Origin of the sequence: Bradyrhizobium sp. (assembly GCF_049581145.1) — a bacterium.
Classification (GTDB): Bacteria; Pseudomonadota; Alphaproteobacteria; order Rhizobiales; family Xanthobacteraceae; genus Bradyrhizobium.
The window spans coordinates 1-12,779 of the sequence record NZ_JBAURI010000936.1; the positions used below are offsets into that span (position 1 = coordinate 1).

Annotated in this window: 7 protein-coding genes; 3 read left to right on the forward strand and 4 right to left on the reverse strand. The window is 61.6% G+C overall.

The window, feature by feature from the left end; genetic code table 11:
- The 4 genes from WCB02_RS30585 to WCB02_RS30600 all read right to left on the reverse strand — a co-directional run.
- Positions 1-282: ATP-binding cassette domain-containing protein (locus WCB02_RS30585; RefSeq protein ID WP_423963926.1), on the reverse strand; the 282-nt coding region annotated here is incomplete at its 3' end.
- Between the two features lie 62 nt (positions 283-344).
- On the reverse strand, positions 345-1,241 hold the full coding sequence (locus WCB02_RS30590; RefSeq protein ID WP_423963910.1) for an ABC transporter permease: 897 nt from the start codon (positions 1,239-1,241) through the stop codon (positions 345-347).
- Positions 1,238-2,254, reverse strand: a complete 1,017-nt coding sequence (locus WCB02_RS30595) for an ABC transporter permease (RefSeq protein WP_423963913.1) — start codon at positions 2,252-2,254, stop codon at positions 1,238-1,240. Before WCB02_RS30595 ends, WCB02_RS30590 begins: the two co-directional genes overlap by 4 nt.
- A gap of 36 nt (positions 2,255-2,290) precedes the next feature.
- Entirely contained in the window at positions 2,291-4,018 is a 1,728-nt protein-coding gene (locus WCB02_RS30600) for an ABC transporter substrate-binding protein (RefSeq protein ID WP_423963916.1), read from the reverse strand.
- A gap of 226 nt (positions 4,019-4,244) precedes the next feature.
- Here WCB02_RS30600 and WCB02_RS30605 point away from each other — a divergent pair, with 226 nt between their 5' ends.
- The 3 genes from WCB02_RS30605 to WCB02_RS30615 form a co-directional block, all read left to right on the forward strand.
- The gene (locus tag WCB02_RS30605; protein WP_423963918.1) at positions 4,245-9,788 is read left to right on the forward strand and encodes a trifunctional serine/threonine-protein kinase/ATP-binding protein/sensor histidine kinase; all 5,544 of its coding nucleotides are present in this window, start codon (positions 4,245-4,247) and stop codon (positions 9,786-9,788) included.
- A 235-nt stretch (positions 9,789-10,023) separates the two neighbouring features.
- The gene (locus WCB02_RS30610) at positions 10,024-10,239 is read left to right on the forward strand and encodes a formate dehydrogenase (RefSeq protein WP_423963920.1); all 216 of its coding nucleotides are present in this window, start codon (positions 10,024-10,026) and stop codon (positions 10,237-10,239) included.
- A 12-nt stretch (positions 10,240-10,251) separates the two neighbouring features.
- A partial coding sequence (locus WCB02_RS30615; RefSeq protein ID WP_423963923.1) for a molybdopterin-dependent oxidoreductase occupies positions 10,252-12,779 on the forward strand: 2,528 nt, incomplete at its 3' end.

Here is a 12,779-nt window from a genome sequence, read left to right on the forward strand (position 1 = left end):
GAGACGGGAAATCTGCCGACCTACAGATATCACGGGATTGAGCCCCGTGCGGTAGCTCTGGGAGATCATTGCGATCCGGCGTCCGCGGTATTCCTCCATCTCATTTTCCGAAAGACCGAGCAGATCGATGCCGTCGAATCGTATCGATCCGGCCAAAATGCGGCCCGGACGCCGGATCATGCCGAGTATCGAGATCGCGCTCACCGATTTGCCCGAGCCAGACTCGCCGACGAGCCCAACAATTTCTCCCGCGCGCATCGTGAAATTGACGCCGTCGAGCACCTCGACCAAGCCGCCTCCGGTCTCGAAATGCACGACCAGATTTTCGACCTCGAGGAGTGTTCTCATTGGCCGCGCATCCTCGGGTCCAGGAAGTCCCGCAGCCCGTCGCCCACCAGATTGAAGATCAGCACCGTCACGAGGATGGCGATGCCCGGAAACAACGACAGCCACCACTGCCCCGTGACCATCAGACTCGCGCCCTCGGAAATCATCTCACCCCATTCCGAATCCGGCGGCTGGATGCCGAGGCCGATGTAGGAGAGCGCCGCGAGCGTGAGAAGTGTAAAGCCCATTGCCAGGGTCGCCTGGACGATCAGCGGGGGAAAGCAGTTGGGAAACAGATGGATGAAGACGATGCGCCAGGTCGGATTGCCGACGGTCCGAGCCGCCTGGGCGTACTCCGCCTCGCGCTCGCGCAGCATTTCCGCCCGCAACTGCCGCAGGTAGACCGGAACTTGCGTGACCGCGATCACGAGAATGAGATTGGTGATGCTGCTTCCGATTGCCGCCGTCAACCCCATCGCAAGCACGAACGCCGGGAACGCCATCACTGCATCCACGATCCTCATCATGATCTGGTCCACCCAGCCGCCGCGAAACCCGGAGAGTGCACCGATGATGGATCCGATCAGGAGCGCCAGCAGCGTCGAGGCGAATGGAACAAGAAGATCGACGCGCAAGGCGATGATGATCCGCGCGAGCTCGTCGCGGCCATAATCGTCAGTCCCCAGCACGTGAGCCCAGCCTGGTCGCTGCAGCACAGCGTTCGCATCCGGCTCGTTCGGATCGAAGGGCGCAATCAGGGGACCTAGAATAGCGATCACAACCAGAAGCATGATCGCGCAGAACGCGATGGCCGAGAGCTTGTTTCGCGATAGAAGTCGACGGAAGGAGACGCCCGCCGTGGCCGGGGCGGGACGCGAGCCCGCGTAGACGGCTCCTGCGATATCGGTCGTCATTCGGTCCGAATCCTCGGGTCCGCGACGCTGTAGACCAGATCAACGAGGAGGTTCACCAGGACGCACATCAGTGCAACAAAGAGTACAAAGGACTGGATAGGACCCGAATCCTTGAGCGTGAGGGCCTTGACGGCGTAATTGCCGATGCCGGGCCAGCCGAACACGCTTTCGACCACGGCGTTGCCCGCCATCAGAAATCCGAAGACGACGCCCAGCGCGGTGATCACGGGGACAATCAGGTTGCGTAGCGCGTCTCCATAGATCACGCGCCGGCGCGGCAAGCCGAAGGCCAACGCCGCCTTGATGTAATCGGTCTCCAGGATTTCCAGCATCCCCGCCCGTACCATCCGCGCGAGCGGTGCCATCACGCTGATGGCGAGGGTCAACGAAGGCAGCGCGAGGTGCGCGAGACTCGATTCAAACGCGCGCCAATTTCCGCTGACGAGAGAGTCGACGGTGTATAGGCCGGTGATTGGAACGGGTGGGCTGACGTCCGGCGCTAGTCGTCCCAGCGGCGCCGGCGCGATGCCGAGCAGATAGAAGAAGACGTAGATGAGAATGAGCCCAGTCCAGAAGCTGGGCATTGCCACTCCCGCGACGCTGAAGACCCGACCGAAATGGTCGATGATCGTGTCACGATGGACAGCGCAAAGCACGCCCATCGGGACGCCGAGAAGAACGGCGAGCAGAAGGCTCGACACGGTCAGTTCGAGCGTCGCGGGCAGGCGCTGGATAAAGTCGGTCAAAACGGGCCGCCCGGTCGATGAACTCTCGCCCAGATCGCCATGTAGGAGGCCGGTGACGTAGCGCGCGTATTGGATATGGAGCGGCTGGTCGAGCCCCATCCTGTGCTTCATCTCCGCGACATATTGGGGAGTTGCCATGGGGCCCGCCTTCACCATGGCGGGATTGCCCGGCAGCAGGTAGGTCAGCAGGAAGCCGATAATGCTCACGCCAACCAGCGTCGGAACCAGCAAAGCGAGCCTGCGGACAATGAAGAACAGTAACGACATCTGATCAGCGATCCCGCGCCGAACCGTGGTTTCGCTCTAGGCGAACTCCATCTTATCGAACCGCTCAAGCGAATCCCACACTTTCTCGATCCCGAAAAGCTCCGAGCGCATCACGCGCGTCCAGTTGTCGTACCAGAGAAGTCCCCAGACGGCGTCATCAAGGAGGATCCTTTGCGCCTGCTTGACGGCGGCCCTGCGCCTCATCGAATCGCTCTCGCGAATATTGTCGTCGATCAGCTTGTCGAGCGCCGGATTGGCGTAGAAACCCTTGTTGGTTCCGACCGCCTTGCTGTGAAAATTCAAGTAGAGGTGATAAACGGGATCGTTGATCCAGGACTGCCAGGACTCGATCGACAGTTCGTGATCGCCGCTGGATGACAGTTGGCGAAACGTGGCGTCGGTCTCCTTCTCGATGCTGACCTGGAAGCCGATTTTCTCCAGTTCGTGCTGAATCCAGACCGCCGCCTGCTCGTGTGGTTCGTAGCCAACGCGAACCGCGAGCTTGACGGGCGTCGGACCGCCACCCAGTCCGCCCTGCTGCATCAGTGCCTTGGCCTTGGCGAGATCATATTCATAAGGCGAAAGCGAGCCGTCATAGCCGGGAGTCTGGCTCGGTATCGGGCTCTTCATCTGCTCGCCGTAGCCGTAGAGCACATTTGGAATGATCGCCTGGATCGGTATCGCATAATTCACCGCCTGACGCACCTTCACGTTGTCGAATGGTGCCTTTTTGAGATTCATGCTGACGAAGTTGCAGTTGGTGTCCGGCAGCGACACCACCTTCAGCCCGGGCTCGGTTTCAAGGCTCTTGAGATTTTTCGGCGACATCGAATTCGGCCCGATCACCATGTCGATGGCCTTCCGCTTGAGAAGCAGGATGCGATCGGCTTCGTTCGGCGTGTATTTGGCGACGACGCGCTTGAAAAAGGGAGGCGGGCCCCAATAGTCGGGCGTCGCTTCGAGCACGACCTCGACGCTGGGTTCGTTGCTGACGAGGCGATAGGGGCCAAGACCAGCGGTGTTGCGCCTGAGCCAGTCGGAGGCCCAGGGGTCGTCGGCTGTCGTGTGGGCCTTCACTATGTCCGGATCCAGCAGCGCGTTGTTCGACAACGCCAGCACGTCCAGGAGCATGGCGCTCGGCGCGGGCATGTTGATCACGAATGTGGTGACGTCGCGGGCCTCGAACTGATCGGGATGAGTGACCGCCAGCAACGTTGGAAGGATGAGCCGCATATATCCGGGCGATTGCAATCCGCGATCGAACAGATATTTCACCGCATGCGCATCGACAGGCTTGCCGCTGGGGAATTTCAGGCCCCGGCGAATCTTGACGATGAGCGTTTTGCCGTCGTCTTCGTAGGTCCAGCTCTCACCAATTCCGCCGACGAACTGGCCTGGCTTTGCGGAACGGAGCCCAGGCCTTCCGGGCACCGGCTCGGCGCTCCATGCAAGTAGGGTATCGTAGATGTTGCATTGGACGATGTAGGCGCCGTCCGACTTGAATTGCGCCGGATCGAGCGAGTCGATGTCGGTGCTCCAGCCGACCGTCAGCGTCGAAACGTCCTGCGCCCCCACCGAGCGCGGAACAAGGCCGCGGGCGAGCGCAGCTCCGCCACCGAGCGTGGCCCATCTCAGCACACCGCGACGAGACTGGTCTCCAAACATCGGCACCACCCACCGTTGGTCGACGAGTATCGGCCTGCTGTTCTCGCCGATCGAAATTCCCTGGAAAACTTCGCCATCGGCGTTCGTCAAAAGCTCCACGTTTCGCAGACGCTTTTGCAACGCAGCAATGCTACTCCTTTGGGTAGTCTTGACAACAGCGCATTCTATGCAATTTCATCATCCCGATGCAAAGTTGCGGGATTATGAAGCAACTTACGATTGAATCTTGCATCCGGAACTCGGTCGGCTCAATCCTTTCCATCCGACCGGCCGACACGCTCACGCTGAGACTATTTTCTCGGCCCCCGGATGGCGGATCCTGCAGATGAGCCCATCCTCCTTGTTCGGCGCTGGTGGAGATAGCAGTCTCAAGGTCTTATGGGAGGATGGCGAACGCGTCTTCTGCAGAAGAGAGAGCGACGCCAATGGTCATCGAGCCGCCGTGCTGGCCGTGCTGCCCGCCGCGGAGCATCCGACACCTGCGACTCTCGATCGCCTCGCTCGCGAATACGGATTGAAGGACGAACTGGACGGGGCGTGGGCGGTGCGACCGCTTGAGCTCGTGCGCGAGCGCGGTCGGATCATGCTAGTGCTCGAGGATACCTCTGGCGAGCCGCTGGATCGGCTGCTCGGGGCGCCCATGGAGGTGCCGAGCTTTCTACGAATCGCGATTGCGGTCGCCGCGGTCCTCACACAGGTCCACCGGCGCGGCCTCGTCCACAAGGATATCAAGCCGGCCAATGTCCTGGTGAACCGCTTGACCGGAGAGACCAAGCTGACCGGCTTCGGCATCGCTTCTCGTCTGCCCCGCGAGCGGCAAGCGCCCGCGCCGCCCGAGTCGATCGCGGGCACGCTCGCCTATATGGCACCCGAACAGACCGGACGCATGAATCGCTCGATCGACGTTCGCAGCGACCTCTACGCCCTGGGCGTCATGCTCTATCAGATGGTCACGGGCTCATTGCCGTTTACCGCGACCGATCCCATGGAGTGGGTCCACTGCCACATCGCCAGAAAGCCGGTGCCGCCGAGCACGCGGCTGAAGACTGTCCCGGCGGCGATCTCCGTCATCATCCTGAAGCTGCTCGCCAAGAGCGCCGAGGAGCGCTACCAGACCGCGGCTGGCCTGGAGAGCGACCTGCGGCGCTGTCTGACCGCATGGGAGGCTCAGCAACGGATCGACGCCTTCCTGCTGGGCCAACACGACGCCTCCGACCGGCTTTTGATTCCCGAGAAACTCTACGGACGAGAGCGCGAGATCGAGACCCTGCTCGCCGCCTTTGATCGCGTCGTCAGCAGTGGTCGGCCGGAGCTGGTGCTGGTCTCCGGATATTCCGGCATTGGCAAGTCCGCGGTCGTCAATGAAGTGCACAAGGCTCTGGTGCCGTCGCGCGGCCTTTTCGCGTCTGGCAAGTTCGATCAGTACAAGCGCGACATCCCTTATGCGACGCTGGCGCAAGCGTTTCAGAGCCTGATCCGCCCGCTTCTGGGCAAGAGCGACGCCGAGCTGGCCGCCTGGCGCGACGCGCTGCGCGAAGCGCTGGGCCCGAACGGGCGGCTCATGATCGACATCGTTCCCGAACTGAAGCTCCTCATCGGAGAGCAGCCGCCGGTCGTGGAGCTTCCGCCGCAGCAGGCACAAAGCAGGCTGCAACTGGTGTTTCGGCGGTTTCTGGGTGTCTTCGCGCGGCCGGAACATCCGCTGACGCTCTTTCTCGACGATTTGCAATGGCTCGACATGGCGACGCTCGACCTGCTCTCGGACCTGTTGACCCAAGCGGACGTGCAGCGGTTACTGCTGATCGGCGCCTATCGGGACAACGAAGTCAATTCGGCCCATCCGCTGAAGCGGAAGCTCGATGCGATCCGAAAGGAAGGGGCGCGCGTACAGGAGATCGGTCTTGCGCCGCTCGCCCGGGAAGACCTGGGGCGGCTCATTGCGGATAGCTTGAGCTGCACAAAGGCCGCTGCCGCCCCACTGGCGCGACTGGTGCACGATAAGACAGGTGGCAATCCGTTTTTCGCCATTCAGTTCGTTGCCGCGCTCGCCGAAGAGGAGTTGCTCCGCTTCGACCATCACGCGGCGCGCTGGCGCTGGGAGCTCGATCGCCTTCACGCCAAGGGGTACACCGACAATGTGGTGGACCTTATGGTCGACAAGTTGACCCGCCTGCCTATCGAGACCCAGGCGGCTTTGCAGCGGCTCGCCTGCCTCGGCAACACCGCCGAGACGACAATGCTTTCGATTGTTGTCCAGTCCTCGCCGGAGCAGGTCGACGCGGACTTGTGGCCCGCGGTGCGCCTCGAACTGGTCGCACAGCTGGCGGAGGCCTATAAATTCGCCCACGACCGGGTGCAGGAAGCTGCGTATTCCCTGATCCCGGAGGAAGCGCGGGCCGAGCTCCATCTTCTGATTGGCCGGCTGCTGCTGGCCAAGACGCCACCAGAGCAGCGGGAGGAGTCGATTTTCGAGATCGTCAACCAGCTCAACCGCGGTGCCAGCTTGATCACGTCACGTGACGAGCGAGAGCAACTGGCGGAGCTCAATCTGCTCGCAGGCGAGCGCGCCAAGGCCACGACCGCTTATGCGTCCGCGCTGACCTATCTGACGGCGGGCGAGGCGCTGTTGCCGGAGAACTCCTGGGAGCGCCGGCACGGGCTCCCTTTTGCGTTGTCGCTGCACCGGGGCGAATGCGAGTTCCTTACCGGCGCGCTGACGGCGGCGGAGCAGCGCCTCGCAGCGCTGTCAAGCCGAGCCGCGAATACAATGGAAAGAGCCAAGGTCGCGTGCATGCGCGCCGACCTGTACACGACCCTCGATCAGGGCAGCCGCGCTATTGCCGTTGGCCTCGACTACCTCCGCCATCTTGGCATCGACTGGTCGCCGCACCCGACGGAAGAGGAAGCGCGACGTGAATATGAGCGGATCTGGTCGCTACTCGAAGCCCGCACGATCGAGTCTCTGATCGACCTGCCCTTGATGAGCGACCCGGCATCGCTTGCGACGCTGGATGTTCTGGCCAAGATTGGCGTACCTGCATTCTATACGGACGCAAACCTGCTTGCGCTGATCACCTGCCGCGCGGTCAATCTCAGCCTCGATCGCGGCAACTGCGACGCTTCGTGCAGCGCCTATGTATGGCTGTCCATGATCGCTGGCCCGATCTTCGGCGACTATCGGGCCGTTGTCTATCGCTTCGGTCAGTTGGGCTATGACCTGGTCGAGGGACGCGGACTGACGCGTTTCCAGGCCAGGACTTATATGGACTTTGGAGATAGCGTTCTGCCCTGGACCAGACATGTCCGGGCCGGGCGCGATCTGGTGCGCCGCGCGTTCGAGGTGGCAAGCAAGGTTGGCGATCTCACTTGCGCTTCTCACTGTGGCAATCAATTGAACACCAACCTTCTCGCGGCCGGCGATCCTCTCGATGAGGTGCAAGCCGAGGCCGAGCGTGGCCTGGCGTTTGCGCAGAAGATGCGGTTCGGTCTTGGCATTGATTTCATCGCCACCCAGCTTGGATTGATCCGGACCCTACGCGGCTTGACGCCGAAATTCGGCTCGTTCGATGATGAGCAGTTCGACGAGCGTCGTATCGAGCACCGCTTTTCGCAAAATCCGGATTTGGCGTTTGGCGAGTGCTGGTACTGGATCCGCAAGTTGCAGGCGCGCTTCTTTGCCGCCGATTATACGTCTGCCATCGAAGCCTCGTCGAGAGCGCATCGGCTGTTGTGGTCCTCGTCTTCAATGCTTGAAACCGCGGAATATCACTTTTACGGCGCGCTATCTCATGCAGCCTGCTGCGATTCCGCGGCCGCCGCCGAGCTGCAACAGCGGCACCTCGCGGCGATCGCCGCGCATCACAGGCAACTCCAGGTCTGGGCGGCAAATTGCCCGGACAATTTCGAGAACCGCGCCGCGCTGGTCGGCGCCGAGCTCGCTCGCCTCGAGGGTCGAGTCGTCGATGCGATGGAGCTTTACGAACAGGCCATCCGTTCGGCCCATGGCAACGGCTTTATTCATCAGGAGGCGCTCGCCTCCGAACTCGCTTCCCGCTTCTATGCCGCGCGTGGCTTCGACAAGATTGCCCGGCTGTATCTGCAGGACGCCCGTTATGGCTATTTGCGTTGGGGAGCCGATGGCAAGGTACGGCAACTCGATGAAATATATCCACATCTCCGGGAGGAAGAGCCGGCTTCTGCACCGACGAGCACGATCGGGGCCTCCGTCGAACAGCTCGATCTCGCAACCGTGATCAAGGTGTCGCAGGCCGTCTCAAGCGAGATCGTTCTGGAAATGCTGATCGACACATTGATGCACACGGCCGTTGCGCAGGCGGGTGCCGAGCGAGGCCTGTTGATTGCTCCCCGTGGGGCCGAGCCGCGGATCGAAGCGGAAGCCACGACTGACGGAGATACAATCGTCGTCTATCTGCGGGACCAGCCGGTGACCGCGGCAGTGCTGCCGCAGTCGATGCTCCACTACGTCATGCGCACGCGGGTTAGCGTCATTCTCGACGACGCCGCGGCCCAATCGCCGTTTGCCGCGGATCCTTACCTTCGCGGGCGCCAGGCGCGCTCCATTCTCTGCGTGCCGCTGCTGAAACAATCCAAGCTGATCGGGGTGCTCTACCTCGAGAACAATTTGGCATCGCACGTTTTCACGCCCGCGCGAATATCAGTCCTGGAACTGCTGGCGTCGCAAGCGGCGATCTCACTGGAAAATGCCCGCCTGTACAATGATCTCCACGAGCGTGAGGCCAGGATCCGGCGCCTGGTGGATTCGAACATCGTTGGGATCGTGATCTGGGATGTTGGGGGCCGGATCATCGAAGCCAACCAGGCCTTTCTTGACATGGTCGGGTATGCTCGGGAGGATCTCGCCTCGGACGGGCTGCGATGGAGGGAACTGACGCCGGCGGAATGGCATGACGCCGACGAAGAGGCTGTGGCGGAGCTGAAGGTGATTGGAAACGTTCAGCCGCGGGAGAAGGAGTACTTTCGCAAAGATGGCAGCCGCGTGCCTGTCCTGGTCGCGCGTGCGCTTTTCGAATGGAAGACAGACGAAGGGGTTGCCTTTGTCATCGACATGACCGACCGCAAGCGGGCAGAGGAGAAGCTGCGCGCCAGCGAGCAGCGTCTGCTGGAGGCCCAGATGGCGCTCGCACATGCCAATCGCGTCACCACGATGGGCCAGCTCACGGCCTCGATCGCGCATGAAGTGAAGCAACCGATCGGCGCCACCGTCACCAACGCGCAAGCCGCGCTGCGCTTTATCGGCGCCGGGGTGGTCGATATGAACGAATTGCAGGAAATTCTTCGCGATATCGTCAAGGACGGCAATCGGGCAGGCGAGGTGATCAACCGGATCAGCGATCTCATCAAGAAAGCCCGGCCGCATAGGGACAATCTGGAAATCAATGGAGCGATCCGCGAGGTAATCGAATTCACCCGTGGTGCCTCAGTGAGGAACGGCATTTCGGTGCGCGCCGAACTCGCGGACCGCCTGCCGCTGGTCCGGGGGGATCGGGTCGAGCTGCAGCAGGTGATTCTCAACCTGGCGATGAACGGTATCGAAGCCATGCAATCGGTCGAGGATCGGCCGCGCGAACTGATGATCCGATCCGTACAGGATATGGCTCAACAAGTGCGCGTCAGCGTGACCGACAGCGGGAGCGGCTTTTCCGCCGAGAACGCGGATCGGCTGTTCACCGCTTTTTTCACCACCAAATCCACCGGCATGGGTATGGGGTTGTCGATCTGCCGTTCGATCATCGAAGCCCACAATGGCAGGCTGTGGGCCGTGCCAAACGCACCCCACGGTGCCACTTTTCAGTTTACTCTGCCGGCGAATGCAGATGCGATCGAGTGAGCTGCCTCGGTAAGGATCCAGAAAACGGCCGATTCTCCAGCCACGGATGCGAGCAGTTGCAATGCCTGCAGCTTGAGCCGTGGTTGTGTATCGTCGACCTCGCGAGAGGCGAGAACGATCACAAAAGCTTTTTTGGCGTTGATGTCGTGCCGCCTGCTAACTATGATGCTCCACATTGAACGGTATCAAAGCTGGACCGGATTTCGGCGCTTAACGGTTCAGGGAAGGGTCCTCGATGAAGGGTCAACTCCTGACGAGAGTGCGTCGGCGAGACCTGTTTTGTCTGATGACGGCTGGCGCCGTGGCCGCAGGGACGGCGGTGCTTCAGCCGGTGGTTGCGCTGGCCGAGGCAGAGCCTCTGGGCAGCGCCAACAAGCGCAGGGCCCGCTATCAGGCTCATTCAACGGAAGTTCAGGAATTCTATCGCGTCAACCGTTATCCCGCTACTTAGGGGGAAACGTCCGTGCTCATCAAGAAATCAGACCGTCATAGAGGGCACCGGACATTCCCCACCGCTCCAGTGAAGAACTCAAGCAGCGGTCAGGATCGTCGGACGTTCCTGAAACGCTCGGGCCTCGCTGCAGGCGCGCTGGCGGCGCTCGGCGGCCTGCCGCTCGGCAACGTGCGCAAGGCCCAAGCCGGTGCGCCGCCGCCTCCGGGCGCGGAGGTCGCGACCCGCAAGAATATCTGCACCCATTGCTCGGTCGGCTGTTCGGTGATCGCCAAGGTCGCGAATGGCGTCTGGATCGGCCAGGAACCGGACTATGACAGCCCGATCAATCGGGGTTCGCATTGCTGCAAGGGCGCGGCGGTGCGTGACGACGTGCTGAGCGAGCGCCGCCTGCGCTATCCCGTGAAGCTCGTGGACGGCCATTGGGTGCGCCTCTCCTGGGATCAGGCCGTCGACGAAATTGGCGACAAGCTCTTGCAGATCCGTGAAAAATCCGGTCCGGACTCGGTCTACTGGCTCGGTTCAGCCAAGTTCACCAACGAGGCGGCCTATCTCAACCGCAAGCTCGCCGCGTTCTGGGGAACCAACAACTCCGATCACCAGGCGCGCATCTGCCACTCCACCACGGTCACCGGGGTCGCCAACACCTGGGGCTATGGCGCGATGACCAACAGCTACAACGACATTCGCAACGCCAAGACGATTCTCTTGATGGGCGGCAATCCGGCGGAGGCGCATCCGGTTTCGCTTCAGCACATTCTTGAAGGCAAGGAGCTCAACCGCGCCAACATGATCGTGGTCGATCCGCGCATGACACGGACTGCCGCGCACGCAACCGAATATGTTCGCGTGCGGCCCGGCACCCATATCGCGACGATCTACGGAATGCTCTGGCACATTTTCGAAAATGGCTGGGAGGACAAGGAATTCCTGAGCCAACGCGTCTATGGCGTCGATGATGTCCGCAAGCAGGTGGCGAAGTGGACACCCCACGAGGTCGAACGGGTTACCGGCCTGCCTGAGGCGCAGGTCAAGCATGTCGCCGAAATCTTCGCCAAGGAAAAGCCGGCGACCCTGATCTGGGCGATGGGGCAGACCCAGTTCGCGACCGGCACGGCGAACGTTCGCGCCAGCTGCATTCTGCTGTTGGCTACCGGCAATGTCGGATACGCCGGCGGCGGCGCCAACATATTTCGTGGCCACACCAATGTGCAGGGTGCCACCGATCTCGGCCTCGATGTGACGACGCTGCCGCTCTATTACGGCCTTGCCGAAGACGCCTGGCGGCATTGGTGCCGGGTGTGGGAGGTCGATTACGATTGGATGACATCCCGCTTCCCGAACAAGACGCTGATGGGAACGCCGGGTATTCCGAGCACCCGCTGGTTCGACGCCACCTTGCTGCCGAAGGACCAGGTCAGCCAGCCCGATAACGTGCAGGCGATGTTCATCATGGGACATGGCGTCAACACCATCACCCGGATGCCGGAAGCCGTGCGGGGAATCGAGAAGCTCGAACTCCTGGTGGTCTGCGACCCCTATCCGACGGCGTGGTCGGTGCTCTCGGAGCGCAAGGACGGCACCTACCTTTTGCCGGCCTGCACCAGTTTCGAGATGGACGGCTCGCGGACCGCCTCGAACCGATCTCTGCAATGGGGCGAGAAGATCGTGGAGCCGGTGTTCGAATCGAAGAACGACTACGACACGATGTATCTGTTTGCCCGCAAGTTCGGATTTGCCGAGGCGATGTTCAAGAACATCAAGGTCGAGAAAGACGCGGTATCAGCGGAAGACATTCTGCGCGAGATCAATCGGGGCGGTTGGTCGACCGGCTATTGCGGCCAATCTCCTGAGCGTCTCAAGGCCCACATGAGGAACCAGGCGAAATTCGATCTGGTCACCCTGCGGGCGCCGAAAGACGAGCCGGAAGTCGGCGGCGATTATTACGGACTGCCCTGGCCGTGCTGGGGAACACCTGAATTCAAGCATCCGGGTACGCCGATCCTTTACAACACCAATCTGTCGGTGAAGGAGGGCGGCGGCACCTTCCGGGCCCGGTTCGGGGTCGAGCGCGTCGTCAAACGCAAGGTGATGGAGAACGGGCAGGAAGTCGAAAAGGAGGAACATGACAACCTCCTGGCCGAAGGCTCTTATTCCGCCGGTTCCGAAATCAAGGATGGCTATCCGGAGTTCACGCTGGCGGTGCTGAAGAAGCTCGGCTGGGACAAGGATCTCACCGCGCAGGAAATGGCGATCATCCAGCAGGTCAATTCCGCCAATCCCGATGCGGTGTCGTGGTCGCTCGACCTTTCCGGCGGAATCCAGCGGGTGGCGATCGAGCACGGCTGTTCGCCCTATGGCAACGGCAAGGCGCGGATGATCGCCTGGAATCTTCCCGACCCAATCCCGGTCCACCGCGAGCCGATCTATACGCCGCGTCCCGACCTTGTTGCCGACTATCCGACCTTGCCGGACGCCAAGCAGTTCCGGGTCCCCAATAGCGGCTTTTCGGTGCAGAAGGCCGCGGTCGACCGCGGCAT